The organism is Xanthomonas sp. JL1, from assembly GCF_038405005.1.
The window spans coordinates 26,355-41,721 of sequence record NZ_JBBYGR010000011.1 but is presented as its reverse complement, the minus strand read 5'-3'; the positions used below and the strand labels follow the sequence as shown (position 1 = coordinate 41,721).

Genomic DNA, 15,367 nt, shown 5'->3' with positions numbered 1-15,367 from the left:
TGCTAGACAGGGTCGAGGCAGGCGCACAGTGCATCGCGCAGGGCCTGCCGGGCGGATTCGGACAACGGGCGGTCGTGCTCGTCGGTGATCTGGAACTGGTCTTCGGCACGCTCGCCGAAGGTGGCGATGCGCGCGTCGTGCACGCGCAGGTGCTGCACGCGCAATACGTGCGCCACATCGGCCAGCAGGCCGGGGCGATCGGGTGCGACCAGGCTGATGCGGGTGCGTCGGCCATCGGCGCTTTCGCTGAATTCCACCCGCGGTGCGAAGCGGAAATGCCGCAACTGGCCCGGCACTGCACGCCGTGCCGGCCGCACCTGCTGCAGGTCGCCGGCCAGCACCTGGCGCAGCGTTGCTGCCAGCCGCTGCGGGTCGCCATCGGCGTAGGTGTCCCGCGGCAGCACTTCGAACACGTCGAAGATCGCATCGTGTGGCGCGTCCAGCACGCGTGCACGGTGAATACCGTAGCCCTTGCGATCGAGAGTGGCGACGATGGCCGCAAACAGCCCATCGCGGTCGGGCGAATACACGAACACTTCCAGTGCATCGTTGTCAGGCACCGCGCGCCGTGCCTTGACCAGGGTCTGGGCGATCTCCACTTCGATCAGCGACGCCGCCTGCCAGGCCAGTTGCTCGGGACGGAAGCGCAGGAAGTTCTCGTCCGGCATGCCGGCGAATTGCCGGTCGATGGTGGCATCGTCATGCCCTTGCGCCTGCATCAGCGCACGCGCGGATTCGCGCGCTTCGCGCAGGCGCTCCTCGCGCGGCGGCGGATGTTCCACCCCTTCGCGCAAGGCGCGACGCGCGGCGAAATACAGATCCGCCAACAAGCGGTCTTTCCATGCATTCCACAACTTGGGACTGGTGCCGGCGATGTCGGCGCAGGTCAGCAGATACAGATAATCCAGACGCTCGCGTGTGCCGACCAACGTGGCGAAACGGTGGATCACTTCCGGGTCGGAGATGTCCTGCTTCTGCGCGGTGACCGACATGCGCAGGTGCTGCTCCACCAGCCAGGTGACCAGTTCGGTATCGCCTTCGCTCAGGCGATGCGCCAGGCAGAACGCGCGCGTATCCACCGCACCCAATTCGGAATGATCGCCGCCACGGCCCTTGGCGATATCGTGAAACAGCCCGGCCAGCAGTAGCAGTTCCGGCTTGCGCAGACGCGGCCAGACTTCATGCGCAATCGAGAAACGCTCATCGGCGCGGCCAGCGGCAAACAGCGCGATGTTCCGCAACACCATCAATGTGTGCTGATCCACCGTATAGACATGGAACAGGTCGAACTGCATGCGCCCGGAGACGCTGGCGAATGCCGGAATCCACTGGCCCAACACGCCCAGCCGCGCCATGCGATTAAGCGTTTCCACCGCACGCGTGCCGCGCAGCAGCGCCATGAAGAGCTCGCGGGCGGTGGCATCGGCAACGTCGTACGCCGGAAACTCGCGCAGCACCTCGGCCAGCGCGCGCGCAGTCAACGAATGCAGGCCGCGCACCTCGCGATGTGCCGCCCAGTGCACGAACAGTGCAAACACCTGCAACACATCGTCGCCCGGCCAGCTGTCCGAGTCGGCAGCCAGATAGCCGCGACGTAGGCTGAAGCCGCCACCCAGCGATTCCGGTGTCGCTTCGCCATCGAACTGTTCTTCAAAGCGCTGTAGCAGACGGTCGCTGATGCGGCGGATCAACGCAGCGCTGCGATAAAAGCGCTGCATCATTTTTTCCACGCCCAGGCTTTCCAGGTCGTCGGCAAACCCCAGCCGTTCGGCGAGGGTCTTTTGATAATCGAAACGCAGGCGCTCTTCCGGCCGGTTGGCCACGATGTGCAGACCAAACCGCAGGCGGGCCAGTTCTTCGCGCTCGCGACGCAACGCGGCGGCTTCGTCGCAGCCGACATGGCCCAGCCCGACCAATGCCTCCACGTCCTTGACTCCGAACGCACGCAAGGCCATACAACCCAATGTCTGCAAATCGCGCAAACCGCCTGGGCCGTCCTTGATGTCGGGTTCGAGATTGTCCGCGGTGTCGCCGAAGCGTTGGTGGCGCGCCAGCAATTCCTCGCGCTTGGCCTGGAAGAAATCGCGCGGCGGCCATACGCGTTGCGGCGCGATGGCCGCCGCCAATGCAGCGCGCGCAGCGGCATCGGCCACCAGGGCCCGCGATTCGATCAAGGCGGTAAGCACGGTCTGATCGGCCGCCGCCACCATGCACTGCGTCGGCGAGCGCACCGCGTGGCTGATCGGCAGCCCCACATCCCACAGCAACGCGAACAAGCGCGACAGGTGTTGCTCATGCCGTTGCTGGGCCACGCTATCGCCCAGCACCAACACGTCCACGTCCGAGCGCGGGAATAGCTCACCGCGCCCGTAGCCGCCCACCGCGTGCAGCGACAGGCCACTGTCGGCCGGGATGCAGCGGGTCCAGGCGTTGCGCATCAATTGATCGACCGCGCGTGCGCGCAGCGCCACCAGCCGCTCGATCGGTTCGCCTTGGTCGAAGCGTTTGCGCAACCGCATGTCCGCATGCACCAGCAGCGGACGGGCCTGTGCGGCCCAGTCCGCGTCGCCGGCGACGCTTGGGTCGGGTCGCTCCGCCGGCGCGTCCGTCATACCGGCGCGGGCGAATTGGCCGACAGCGTCAGCACATCCACGCCGTCTTCGGTCACCGCCACCATGTGTTCCCACTGTGCGGACAACTTGCGGTCCTTGGTGACCACCGTCCAGCCGTCGGGCAGGGTCTTATGGTGATAGGTGCCTTCGTTGATCATCGGCTCGATGGTGAAGGTCATGCCCGGCTTGAGCACCAGCCCTTCGCCTGGACGGCCGTAATGCATCACCTGCGGCTCGTCGTGGTAGACCTTGCCGATGCCATGGCCGCAGTAATCGCGCACCACGCTGAAACGCTCGGACTCGGCGAACTTCTGGATGGCGTGACCCACATCGCCCAGCGTAGCGCCCGGCTTGACCGCGCGGATCCCACGCCACATCGCTTCATAGGTGGTGTCGACCAAACGCTTGGCCATCACCGACGGCGTGCCGACGTAATACATGCGGCTGGTGTCGCCGTGCCAGCCATCCTTGATGACGGTGACATCGATATTGACGATGTCGCCATCCTTCAACACCTTGGCGGCGCTCGGGATACCGTGACAAATCACGTTGTTGACGGAAGTACACACGCTCTTGGGGAAGCCGCGGTAGCCCACGTTGGCAGGAATGGTGCCCTGCACGTTGACGATGTGGTCATGGCAGATGCGGTCCAGCTCGGCAGTGGTCACGCCCGGCTGGACATAGCGGGCCACGACATCGAGCACTTCGGCGGCCAGGCGGCCGGCGACGCGCATCAGTTCGATTTCTTCTTTCGTTTTTAGATTGACGCTCATGAACGCGATTATCGCCGATTCGGCATGAATCTGAACGATCCACGCCGACGTTTTTTGCAGAACATTAGCGGTGCAGCGCCAAGCGGACGGTGCAGCAAAATCCCGTCGCGACCGCCCATGCATGTGTGACGCAGCGCAATAAGCGTCAAAATCTGCATTGACGAAGTCATCCGCAGGACATCGCAGTTTCACGAAAAAGACCAGCCGACACAGGTAGATAGCCTGTGAATTCGGCGTTATGGTTGGCACAGCTGATGCATTGCAGGGAAGGCGACAAATCGTCGCGTCATCAATGACCAGACCGGTCAAGGAAATGTCCATGCGTACTGTCCGCCCTGTGCTGCTGTCTCTCGGCCTCCTCTCGACCATTGGCATGGCGAGCGCGGCAGACACCACCACCTTCAACGTCAAGATCGCGATCACCAAGGCCTGCACGATTACCGCCGCGTCCGCCACGGACGTCGACTTCGGTTCGGTACTCTCGACCTCCACGGCCAACGTCGACGCCAACGGCAGCGTCACCGCGCAGTGCACCGCATTGACCCCATACAACATCGCATTGAGCGCGGGCGACAATGCCGCCACCGCCAATGACGTCACCACCCGCCGCATGAAGAATACCGACCCGCTGGTGACCACCAATAACTTCATCGCCTACCAGCTCTACCAAGACATCGCCCGCAGCACGGTCTGGGGCAGCACCACCGGCACCAATACGCTCAGCCGTACCGCCACCGGTATCAACCAGGTTTACCCGGTCTACGGCCGCGTGACCAACCCGGCGGCCAGCAATGCGGCGACCGGTAGCTACCAGGACACGATAACTGCCACGATCGTCTATTGAGCACGTGCATGCCTGTGCATCTTCACCCGTTGCCGCATTTACCCGCCTGGCTGATGTCAGCCGGACTGGCGATGACGCTGGTCGTGGCCAACGGCGTCTCGCCGACGCCGGCACATGCGGCCAGCCTGCAGTTGGCGCCGACCTCGCTGAGCCTGAGCGCGCAGCAAACCGCCGACGGCTTGTGGCTGAGCAATAGCGGCAGCGCGCCAGTACAAGTGCAGACCCGCGCCTATCGCTGGAACCAGCGCGATGGGCAGGATCAGCTTGAGCCCACCCAGGACGTGCTGGTCAGCCCACCGATGCGCACCCTGGCCGCCGGCGAACGTCAGTTGATTCGGGTGATCCGCGCCGGACCTGCGCCCACCGGGCAGGAGCAGTGTTACCGCATCATCGTCGACGAGCTGCCAAGCACCGATACCGACCGCAAGGGCATGCAGTTCGTGCTGCGTTACTCGGTGCCGATCTTCCTGCTGCCACCCGGCAACACTGAACCCGCACCGACGCTGAGAGCGCACGTGGTTGCCGGCAGCGATGGCAAGGCGCAGATCCAGATCAGTAATACCGGCAACGGACATGCCCAGGTCGCCGACCTGCGGCACCAAGTCGATGGCGCGACCAAGACCACATTGAATGGCTTGGTTGGCTATGTGCTGCCCGGCCAGACCATGCGTTGGTCGCTGGGTGCGCCGCTGGCGCAGTTCGGCCGCGGCACCATCATCGCAAGGATCAATGGTGAGGCTGACGAACGCACTTTGTTGGCCGCGCCGACGGCGCCGTGATGCGGCTCGGCTGGCGATGACGCTGCTTGCGACCGCCACCTGCCTGGGCAGCGCCGCAGCCGGCGATCTGGCCGATGTGACATCGCTCCCCGATCAGCCGCCGCCAGGCGCCACGCCACAGCCGCAAACGCTGTATCTGGACGTCACCGTGAATCAGGCCGACCGCGGCCTGGCGCCGTTCGAACTTGTCGATGGCCGGCTGCGCGGCTCGGTGGAAACCCTGCGCAAACTCGGCTTTATTCTGGCCGACCGCGCGCCTGGCGCGTTGGTCGATCTGGACCGCCTGCCCGATGTAGAAGTGCGTTACGACGCCGCGCTACAGCGGCTTGCGCTGCAGGTGCCACTGGCACAGCTGTCGTTGTCCACCACGGTGTTGAAAACCGAACAAGTGGCCCCGCCCAGCGCCACTGCCTCGCCGGGCCTGCTGCTCAATTACGACCTGTATGCCACCCGCAATGCCGGCGCCAGCAGCGCGTCGCTGGCGACCGAACTGCGTGCCTTCGGCATCGGCCGCGGCATGGTCGACACCACTGCAATTTTTCTTGCTTACGACCGCCCGCAGGACGAACGCTGGCGGACCGAAGCGGTGCGCCTGGACAGCGCCTGGCAGATGGATTTTCCGGACAGCGCCACCAGCCTCAGCGTGGGCGATTTCTATAGCGGCTTTGTCGACTGGAGCCGCTCGATCCGCCTGGGCGGCGTGCAGATCGGCCGCAATTACGCCTTGCAGCCGTATCGCGTGCTGACGCCGACGCCGAGCTTTCTCGGCGAAGCGGCGGTGCCTTCCACCGTGGAGCTGTACGTGGACGGGCTGCGCCAATACAGCGGCCAGGTGCCGGCCGGCCCGTTTCAGCTGGCCGCGCAACCGGGCATCAGCGGCACTGGCCAGGCGCAGATCGTGGTGACCGATGCATTCGGCCGCGTGCGTAGGTTGGATTTCGCCTTCTATGGCACACCACAGCTGCTGGCGCGCGGCATTTCCGAATGGTCGGCCGGCATTGGCCATCTGCGCCGCGAATACGGTGTGCGCTCGTTTTCCTACGATCCACGTCGTGTGGCAACCGCCACCTTCCGCAACGGCCTGCGCGACGATTTCATGATCGAAGCGCATGCCGAAACCGGCGGTAGCGTGATCAATGCCGGCGTAGGCGGCGTGTGGTTGCTTGGCGTGGGCGGTGTGTTCAACGCCGCCTACGCGCACAGCCGGATGGACGCACTGCGCGGCGGCCAGTACGTGCTGGGCTACGGCTGGAACAACCGGCGTTTCAACGTCAATCTGGGCACCCAGCGCACCCATGGCGATTACCGCGACCTGGGCGCATTGCAGGGCGCATTGCCTGCGCGCGTCAGCGACCGTGCAGCGCTCGGCGTCAACGTCGGCCAGATCGGTTCACTCGGCACAAGTTATGTGCGGCTGAGCTATCCGCAAGGCGAAACCTCGCGCTATGCCAGCGTGTTCTGGTCGCGCAACTTCGGGCGCAACTGGGCCGCCAATCTGTCGGGCAATCAGAATCTGGATGTCTCCAGCGATCGCAGCCTGTACCTGTCGGTGTCGACCACGCTTGGCGGATTACGTCAGGCCAGCGCCTCGATGCAGCGCAACGGTAACCGCACCGGCTTTGTGGCCGATATCAGCCAACCACTGCCCGGTGATGGCGATCTGGGTGGCATCGGTTGGCGCCTGCAGGGCCGTGCCGGTGACGATGCCAGCGGCGGGCTGGCCGAACTGGGCTGGTTGAATCGGGTGGGCCGTTACAACCTCGGCGCAGCAACCCAGGACGGCGACAGTTTCGGCTATGCCAGCGCCAGCGGCAGCCTGGTGTGGATGAACGGCCGCACCTTCGCCGCGCGCGACATCCAGGACGCGTTCGCGGTGGTCTCCACCGACGGCCAGCCTGGCATTCCGGTGCGGCTGGAGAACCGCTTGATCGGGGTCACCGATGCGCACGGCACCCTGCTGGTGACACCATTGCAGTCCTGGCAGCGCAATCAGTTATCCATCGATACCTTGACCCTGCCGGCGGACCTGCGCGTGGACCGTGTCGACACGACGGTGACGCCGCGCCAGCGATCCGGTGTGGCGGTGCACTTCGGCATCACCCGCGTGCGCGCCGCCATCATCGTGCTGCACGATGCGCAGGGCGCGCCGCTGCCAGTTGGCAGCGTGGTGCGGCGCGACGGCAGTTCCGAACGCGTGGTGGTCGGCTACGACGGCGAAACCTACCTGGACAATCTGCAAGGCGACAATCGCATTCTGGTGGAACTGCCCCAAGGCCGTTGCGTCGCGCAGTTCGCGTATCCGGTCGACCCGGGCGGCATTCCGCGCGTCGGTCCACTGCCGTGCATGCTTGAGCAAACAACGCCATGAGCATGTCCACGCTTTGGCGCCTGGCACTTGCGCTGACGATCGCGATTGTGTGGCTCGCACCCAGCGAGCGTGCGCACGCGGACACCACGTGTACCGTCACCCTTGGCACTCCGTTGGCATTTGGCAACGTGGCGGTCAACGGCACCACCGATGCAGTGGCAACGCTCAATGTGTCCTGCGCGACTGCCGCGCTCAGCGTGCTGGGCTATGCACAAGTCAGCCTTTGCCTGGACCTTGGCCCGGGCAGTGCCAGCAGCGGCATCTATGCACCACGCCGCATGCTCAACTCCACCAGCGACGGGCTGGACTTCCAGATATACAGCGAGGCGACGCGCACGCAGATCTGGGGCGCCACCGGGTCAGCGGCGCCCTCGCCACGCACATTGACACTGTCCTATAACGTCCCGGTGATCATCGGCGGCTCACAGACGGCCACCATTACCGTGTATGGGCGAATTCCGGCCAGCCAGATCCTGTCGGTCGGCAACCACACCAGTACTTTTGGCGGCGCCGACACCGTGCTGCGCTATTCCTACAACGAAAGCATCACTGGTGTGCCGCCGGCGCCGAGCAACTGCACAGCTGGCGGCAGCGGCTCCAAGACTGCCAGTAACGCGTTTCCGTTCACCGCCTCGGCCAACGTGCCGGCACGCTGCAATACCTATGTCACCACGGACCTGGATTTCGGCAGCATCGCCGGCACCATCGACACCGCCATCGATCGTACGTCCACCATCAGCCTGGCCTGCACCAACCGTACCGCCTGGAATATCGGGCTGGACAACGGCAGCAACGCCACCGGCAACGTCCGGCGCATGCGCCACGCCAGCAGCGCCAATTACATTACCTACGAGCTCTACAGCAACGCTGGCCGGAGTGCTCGGTGGGGCACCGTCACCGGGGTGGACACGCTGTCCGGCACCGGTAACGGCACGACGCAGACGGTCACGGTCTACGGCCGCGCGCCGGCTCCACAACTGCCCATTGCTGGCGCCTACACCGACACGGTGACCGTCTCGATCACTTACTGACAGTTAATAAAGTTCGCATCCGGGGCGTCGCTATCTGTTGCGTCCAATGCAAACGATTGCCTCCATGACGCTGGTCACCCTCTTGAAGCGCCTGGCCCTGGCAGCTATCGCTTGCGCAGCAACCTCTACCATGGCGAGCGCAACCGCTGCGCACGGGCTGGAGAATTGCACGCTGCACATCGGTCTGCGGCTGCTCAGCGGCTGCGAACTGCGCACCACGCCACCGCGCGTCAGTTGCTCCAGGGGCACGCCGATGGCGATCGCCGAGCCTGCCAGCCGCAGTGAAACGCCTACAGTCGCCAGCACCGGCCAGGACGCCAGCGCACTCGCCGGGCCGACGCCCGCAAGTAGCGCTCGCTTCACCACCATCGCGTTTTGAGCATGGCCGCCTCCCATCATGTTCACAGTCTGCTGACCTCGCTCTTGGTCATGGCCTGTACAACAGCAAGCGGCACCACCCGCGCCGCCGAAATCGCCATCGCCCCCACCACCGCGCATATCCCGGCCGACAGCGACCAGGCCACCGTCTGGCTCTACAACCAGGCCGCGCAGCCGTGGCGTGCGGATGCCAAGCTCTACCACTGGCGTCAGGACGGCGAACGCGAACTGCTTGAGCCGGCCAGCGGCGCCACCGTCAGCCCGGCGCATTTCGAAATTCCGTCGCAAGGCCGGCAGCTGCTGCGGGTGATTCGCCTCGGCCCCAGCCCCACGCAGGCCGAAGACAGCTATCGTCTCGTCGTGACCCAGCACGCCATCGGCAACGAGACCGACTTGCTGCGCTATTCCACGCCGGTATTCGCACAGTCCAGCCAAGCCAGCGCACCGCAGCCGGCACTCCAGACCACCTTGGCCGGGCATGGCAGCGACCGCATGCTGCGCATCCACAACCCCGGGGTCAGCCACGCACGCCTGGCCGATCTGGCCTACGTCGACGCGGATGGCACCCGCCGCAGCATCTGCAAGGACCTGGCCGGCTATGTCCTGCCCGGTCAGACCCGCCAGTGGGCCCTGCCCGGCAACCTGCCCGCAGGCAGCGGCCGCTTCGTGGCGCGTATCAATAGCGATATCGAGAGCACGTTGGCTTTAGAGCCGGGCATCGGGAACTGAGAATCGGGAATTGGTAGAGTGCCTTCCGGTGGCTGACCGTTTTGTGGACTGGTGAACGCTCAGGCGAGCTGGACCTTGCAATTCCCAATTCCGGCCAATTGCACCACGCCGCCAGGCCCTCTATACTCCGCGCGCTGTTTTGCGTCTTCACGCATTGCGTCGTTCACGTCGGACGTCACCGACGAATTCACACCTGCTGCCGCCATCCGCGCCGGGGTGCCCTCACACAGGGTTCGTCGCGGAGGCAACAGGGAAGCCCAACCCCGGAATCTTTGCGTGTGTCTGTGCGCGTCTCTCGCAAGCCCACGCGTCCATGTGCGGACTTTTCAAAAGTCCAGTCCGCGCACGGCGATTCCGCTCTCAGGAGTTCCTGCAATGCCCCAAGTCACCATGCGTCAGATGCTGGAAGCCGGCGTCCACTTCGGTCACCAGTGCCGTTACTGGCACCCCAACATGGCGCAGTACATCTTCGGCGCACGCGGCAAGATTCACATCATCAACCTCGAAAAGACGGTTCCGCTTTTCAACGATGCGATGAACTATCTGTCCTCGATCGCGCAGAAGCGCGGCACCATCCTGTTCCTGGGCACCAAGCGCAGCGCGCGTGCGTCCATCAAGGAAGAGGCCGAGCGTTGCGGCATGCCGTTCATGACCCAGCGCTGGCTGGGCGGCACGCTGACCAACTTCCGCACCGTCAAGCAGTCGGTTGCCCGTCTGAAGGAACTGGAAGCGGCCGAGACCGATGGCACCTTCGACAAGCTGGTCAAGCACGAAGTGCTGAGCCTGCGTCGCGAGCGCGAGAAGCTGGACGCCTCGCTGGGGGGCATCAAGGAAATGAACCGTCTGCCCGACGCGATCTTCGTGATCGACATCGGCCATGAAGACATCGCCATCAAGGAAGCCAAGAAGCTCGGCATCCCGGTGATCGCCGTGGTCGACACCAACTACAACCCCAACCTGGTCGACTACGCCATCCCGGGTAACGACGACGCCATCCGCGCCGTGCAGCTGTACGCACGTGCCGCTGCCGATGCCGTGCTGGAAGGCAAGGCTGCTGCGCCGAACTCGGCGTCAGTGCGTGAAGAAGAGTTCTCGGCTGAGTCCGCCGACGAAGGCAAGGGCCGTCGCGCTCCGGCCAAGAAGGGCGAGAAAAAGGCCGACGCTCCGGCTGCCGAGTAATCGGCATGCAATGCGGCCGCACCATGCTGTGCGGCCGCATCCCCGACGGTGCCCTCGCGGCCCGTCGCAGAGGCCACTGACGATATCTACGGGGGCGGCGGCACGCTGCACCGTCTTCTACTGGCGGAAACACTTCCGCCGCACGCATTTGTCCATATGAGGTAATTCCATGGAAATCACTGCTTCCCTGGTCAAGGAACTGCGCGAGCGCACCGGCGCCGGCATGATGGAGTGCAAGAAGGCACTCGTCGAAAACGCAGGCGACATCGACGCCGCGGCCGAGTGGCTGCGCAAGTCGGGTCTGGCCAAGGCCGACAAGAAGGCTGACCGCGTTGCCGCCGAAGGCCGCATCGCCACCGCACAGGCCGGCGGCAAGGCCGTGCTGGTCGAGGTCAACTCCGAGACCGACTTCGTCGCCAAGGACGAGAACTTCCTGGCCTTCACCGAGGTTGTAGCCAATGCCGCACTGAACTCGGATGCTGCCGATGCCGAAGCACTCAAGAGCGTCAAGCTCGACAGCGGCGAGACCATCGAAGAGCGTCGCGCTGCGGTGATCGCCAAGGTCGGCGAAAACCTGCAGGTGCGTCGCCTGGTCCGTATCGACAGCGCCAACAACGTAGCGGCCTACGTGCACGGCGGCCGTATCGGCGTGCTGGTCGAGCTGAAGGGTGGCGACATCGAGCTGGCGCGCGGCATCGCGATGCACATCGCTGCGATGAACCCGCCGCACGTCAAGGCCTCCGACGTTCCGGCCGAATTCGTTGCCAAGGAAAAGGAAATCGAACTGGCCAAGATGTCTGAGAAGGACAAGGCCAAGCCGGCCGATATCCTGGAAAAGATCATCAGCGGCAAGATCAGCAAGATCGTCAACGAAGTGACGCTGTACGGCCAGCCGTACGTGCTGAACACCGACCAGACCGTCGAGCAGGCCGTCAAGGCCGCCGGCGCCGAAGTGATCCGGTTCCAGCGCCTGGCCGTTGGCGAAGGCATCGAAAAGGTGGTGGAAGACTACGCCGCCGAAGTGATGAAGCAGGCCGGCCTGGCCTGATCTTCACCACTCAGAAAAAGCCGCGGCATGCCGCGGCTTTTTTTACCTGCACGCCACACATCCGCAGCGTGTCGCAAATCTGAAACGAACGCATCCGCCACCTGCGCAAGCGGCCGCAACGCTACAGATGCGGTCGGCATTGCCGTTACTTCACGATGGCGACCAGGCTTTTGGCGTCTATCGCGCACGTTTTTACCGCGCGGCGATTTTACCGCGCGGCGATGGCGCAGCATGGCGCGCCCCATCCAACGACCGCAGCTGTATGCTTACGGTCACTGTCGGCGATGACTCAATGCAACCAGATCTCCAGGCCGCCCTGCATTACTGCCGCAACCTGCCATCGCCGCCCGGCATTGCGCTGCGCATCATCGAACTTGCGCAGGACCCGGACGTGGACATGACCACCACGGCCAACGTGATCGGCATGGACATGGCATTGACCGCGCGCGCACTGAGCAACAGGTCACGCCGCTGCCAACAAAAGAATTTTTACCACGCCAGGTGACGGGCTTCCGCTAGAATTGCCGGGGTTTGCAGATTCCCTACCCCGAGGCCTCCCCCATGTCCGAACTTTCCTATCGCCGCATTCTTCTCAAACTTTCCGGGGAGGCGCTGATGGGAGACGGGGATTACGGCATCGACCCGAAGGTGATCAATCGCCTGGCGCATGAAGTGATCGAGGCCCAGCAGGCCGGCGCGCAGGTAGCGCTGGTGATCGGCGGCGGCAACATCTTCCGCGGCGCCGGCCTGGCTGCAAGCGGCATGGACCGCGTCACCGGCGACCACATGGGCATGTTGGCCACCGTGATCAATGCGCTGGCGATGCAGGACGCACTGGAAAAACTCGGCGCCAAGGTGCGCGTGATGAGCGCGATCAAGATCAACGACGTCTGCGAAGACTTCATCCGCCGTCGTGCGATCCGCCATCTGGAAAAAGGCCGCATTGCGATCTTCGCCGCCGGCACCGGCAACCCGTTCTTCACCACCGACTCGGGCGCAGCGCTGCGCGCGATCGAGATCGGTGCCGACTTGTTGCTCAAGGCAACCAAGGTCGATGGCGTGTACGACAAGGACCCGAAGAAGCACACCGACGCGGTGCGCTACGACAGTCTGACCTACGATCAGGTCATCATGCAGGACCTGGAAGTGATGGACACCGCCGCCTTCGCACTGGCGCGCGACAGCGACCTGCCGTTGCGCATCTTCGGCATGAGCGAGCCGGGTGTGCTGCTGCGCATCCTGCACGGCGAACAGATCGGCACGTTAGTGCAGGGCCGTAGCTGAGTTTGGAGATGCGGGAGTCGGGATTGGGGATTCGTCACAGCGTGGTGCGACGCACTGCGCTGATGGCTGATCGAGATCGACCTCCGCTGTGAACCGGCTGCGCAGGTCCTGACGGCTTGCGAGTCGGAAACCTCAGTCCCGGCTATAATCCATGGATTCAGCTCCAAACGGATTCCGGCGATGCTCACCCAGATCAAACAAGACGCGCAGACGCGCATGACCAAGAGCATCGATGCTCTGCGCCATTCCTTGACCACCGTTCGCACCGGCCGCGCCTCGCCGGCGCTGCTGGACGGCATCAAGGTCAAGGCCTACGGCACCGACACACCCCTGAATCAGGTCGCCAGCATCAGCGTGTCCGAAGGCCGCTCACTGGTCATCAGCCTGTTCGACAAGGGCATGATCAAGGACGTGGAAAAAGCCATCTACGCCTCGGATCTGGGCCTGACCCCGACCGTGGTCGGCACCGTGATCCGTCTGAACCTGCCGCCGCTGACCGAGGAGCGCCGCAAGGAGCTCAGCAAGTCGGTGCATGGCGAAGGCGAAGACAGCAAGGTGGCCATCCGCAACATCCGTCGCGATGCCAACCAGCAGGTCAAGGATCTGCTCAAGGACAAGGCCGTCACCGAAGACGAAGCCCGCGGTGCCGAAGACGACATCCAGAAGCTCACCGACAAGGCCATCAAGGATGTGGATGAGGTCGTCAAGGCCAAGGAACAGGAATTGATGACGGTCTGATCGTGGCATCGCCTGCCATGCATCCAGTCCCTCCTGTCGCAGACGTGCCGCGCCACATTGCCATCATCATGGATGGCAACGGACGTTGGGCGCAGCGTCGGCGGCGTCCGCGCGTGATCGGCCACCGCGCCGGTGCGCGCGCGGTCAATCGCACGATCGATTTCTGCCTGGAAAAAGGCGTGTCGGCGCTCACCCTGTTCGCGTTCTCCAGCGAAAACTGGGGCCGTCCGCAGGATGAGGTCGATGCGCTGATGAAGCTCTTCCTGCATGCGCTCGACCGCGAGGTTGGAGAACTGCAGCGGCGTGGCGTGCAGGTGCGCTTCATCGGCGACCGCAGCCGCTTCGCCGCACCGTTGCGCGATCGCATGGCCGGCGCCGAGCGTAGCACCGCCGCCAATGCGCGGCTGGTGCTGAGCATCGCAGCCAGTTACGGCGGCCGCCAGGACATCGCCACGGCTGCCCGCGCATTGGCCGAAGACGTCGCTGCCGGCCGTTTGCAGCCGGAGCAGATCGACGAAGCGCTGCTGTCCAGCCGTGTGGCCCTGGCCGACCTGCCCGCGCCGGATCTGTTCATCCGCACCGGTGGCGACACCCGCATCAGCAATTTCCTGCTGTGGCAGCTGGCCTACACCGAACTGTGGTTCACCGAAACCCTGTGGCCGGAGTTCGATGCCGGCGTAATGCAGCAAGCGCTGGACGACTATGCCGGGCGCGAACGCCGCTTCGGCCTGACCAGTGCACAGATCGCCGACAAGGCGACGGAGACGTCCTCCGCATGACCAAGACTCGCGTGATTGCCGCGCTGATCATGGCGCCGCTCGCGATTTGCGCGATCGTGCTGCTGCCTAGTCAATGGCTGGCAGCGCTGGCAGCGGTCCTGTTCCTGACCGGCCTGTGGGAATGGCTCAAGCTTTCCGGCATCGACGACAGCCTGCCGCGCACCGTGCTGCTGATGCTCAACCTGCTGCTGATGGTGCTGATGGTATGGGCCTCGGCCGGCTCCATGGTGCTGTTTCAGATTGCGTCGCTCGTGGGCGTGGCGTGGTGGTTGCTGGCGCTGCTGTGGCTGCGCTTTTTCACCTTCGGCGCCGATCATTGCAACGGCCAGGCACGTGCGCTCAAGCTGGCCGCCGGCACCCTGGCGGTCCTGCCGGCCTGGGCGGCGCTGGTGCTGCTGCATGCCAGCCCGGACAAAGGCAACCTGTGGCTGCTGACATCGCTGACCACGGTGTGGGCGGCCGACTCCGGTGCGTACTTCGCCGGCCGCGCGTTCGGCAAGCACAAGCTGGCGCCGCGGGTCAGCCCCAACAAGACCATCGAAGGCCTGCTCGGCGGGATGCTTGCCGGCATTGCGGTGGCCTGCGCGTTCGGCTGGCTGGCCGGGCTGACGCTGGCGCATGTGCCGCAGCTGATGCTGGTTTCCGCGCTGGCGGTGCTGGCATCGGTGCTCGGCGACCTGTTCGAGAGCCTGCTCAAGCGCCACGCCGGTGCCAAGGACTCAGGCACGCTGATTCCCGGCCACGGCGGTGTATTGGACCGTATCGATGGCGTGCTCGCCGCCCTGCCGGTGTTTGCACTCGGCAAGGAAATTCTCGGATTCTAGG

At 64.5% G+C, this 15,367-nt stretch carries 14 protein-coding genes and 1 pseudogene; 13 read left to right on the top strand and 2 right to left on the bottom strand.

The window, feature by feature from the left end; translation table 11 throughout:
• Positions 1–2 precede the first annotated feature (2 nt).
• Positions 3–2,612, bottom strand: a complete 2,610-nt coding sequence (locus WJW29_RS02755) for a [protein-PII] uridylyltransferase (protein WP_011408332.1) — start codon at positions 2,610–2,612, stop codon at positions 3–5.
• Positions 2,609–3,385 (bottom strand): type I methionyl aminopeptidase, encoded by a 777-nt coding sequence (map, locus tag WJW29_RS02750; protein WP_011258707.1) that lies wholly within the window; start codon positions 3,383–3,385, stop codon positions 2,609–2,611. Before map ends, WJW29_RS02755 begins: the two co-directional genes overlap by 4 nt.
• Before the next feature lie 292 nt (positions 3,386–3,677).
• Here map and WJW29_RS02745 point away from each other — a divergent pair, with 292 nt between their 5' ends.
• The 13 genes and pseudogenes from WJW29_RS02745 (at position 3,678) to WJW29_RS02685 (ending at position 15,366) form a co-directional block, all read left to right on the top strand.
• Positions 3,678–4,229, top strand: a complete 552-nt coding sequence (locus WJW29_RS02745) for a spore coat U domain-containing protein (protein ID WP_099051284.1) — start codon at positions 3,678–3,680, stop codon at positions 4,227–4,229.
• An 8-nt stretch (positions 4,230–4,237) separates the two neighbouring features.
• Positions 4,238–5,008: a molecular chaperone gene (locus tag WJW29_RS02740; RefSeq protein WP_011408330.1), complete on the top strand. Its 771-nt coding sequence runs from the start codon at positions 4,238–4,240 to the stop codon at positions 5,006–5,008.
• A 16-nt stretch (positions 5,009–5,024) separates the two neighbouring features.
• On the top strand, positions 5,025–7,376 hold the full coding sequence (locus tag WJW29_RS02735; protein ID WP_011258704.1) for a fimbria/pilus outer membrane usher protein: 2,352 nt from the start codon (positions 5,025–5,027) through the stop codon (positions 7,374–7,376).
• Positions 7,373–8,407 carry a spore coat U domain-containing protein gene (locus tag WJW29_RS02730; protein WP_011258703.1) on the top strand — a complete coding sequence of 345 codons (1,035 nt, stop codon included), beginning with the start codon at positions 7,373–7,375 and terminating at the stop codon, positions 8,405–8,407. Before WJW29_RS02735 ends, WJW29_RS02730 begins: the two co-directional genes overlap by 4 nt.
• Before the next feature lie 46 nt (positions 8,408–8,453).
• A complete protein-coding gene (locus tag WJW29_RS02725) occupies positions 8,454–8,786 on the top strand; it encodes a hypothetical protein (protein WP_041182086.1) in 333 nt (110 codons plus the stop codon).
• A gap of 2 nt (positions 8,787–8,788) precedes the next feature.
• Entirely contained in the window at positions 8,789–9,514 is a 726-nt protein-coding gene (locus WJW29_RS02720; protein WP_011408326.1) for a fimbria/pilus periplasmic chaperone, read from the top strand.
• 375 nt (positions 9,515–9,889) lie between these two features.
• A complete protein-coding gene (rpsB, locus tag WJW29_RS02715; RefSeq protein ID WP_011258701.1) occupies positions 9,890–10,693 on the top strand; it encodes a 30S ribosomal protein S2 in 804 nt (267 codons plus the stop codon).
• A gap of 169 nt (positions 10,694–10,862) precedes the next feature.
• Positions 10,863–11,741 (top strand): translation elongation factor Ts, encoded by an 879-nt coding sequence (tsf, locus tag WJW29_RS02710; RefSeq protein ID WP_011258700.1) that lies wholly within the window; start codon positions 10,863–10,865, stop codon positions 11,739–11,741.
• 292 nt (positions 11,742–12,033) lie between these two features.
• A pseudogene (locus tag WJW29_RS02705) lies at positions 12,034–12,189 on the top strand (HDOD domain-containing protein); the annotation flags it as partial.
• 113 nt (positions 12,190–12,302) lie between these two features.
• Positions 12,303–13,025, top strand: a complete 723-nt coding sequence (gene pyrH / locus WJW29_RS02700) for a UMP kinase (RefSeq protein ID WP_011258698.1) — start codon at positions 12,303–12,305, stop codon at positions 13,023–13,025.
• Positions 13,026–13,205: 180 nt separating this feature from the next.
• Positions 13,206–13,763 carry a ribosome recycling factor gene (frr, locus tag WJW29_RS02695; RefSeq protein ID WP_011258697.1) on the top strand — a complete coding sequence of 186 codons (558 nt, stop codon included), beginning with the start codon at positions 13,206–13,208 and terminating at the stop codon, positions 13,761–13,763.
• Positions 13,764–13,780: 17 nt separating this feature from the next.
• Positions 13,781–14,542, top strand: coding sequence for a polyprenyl diphosphate synthase (gene uppS / locus WJW29_RS02690; protein ID WP_027703358.1), 762 nt, complete (start codon positions 13,781–13,783; stop codon positions 14,540–14,542).
• On the top strand, positions 14,539–15,366 hold the full coding sequence (locus WJW29_RS02685) for a phosphatidate cytidylyltransferase (RefSeq protein WP_011258695.1): 828 nt from the start codon (positions 14,539–14,541) through the stop codon (positions 15,364–15,366). Before uppS ends, WJW29_RS02685 begins: the two co-directional genes overlap by 4 nt.
• Position 15,367: the final 1 nt, after the last annotated feature.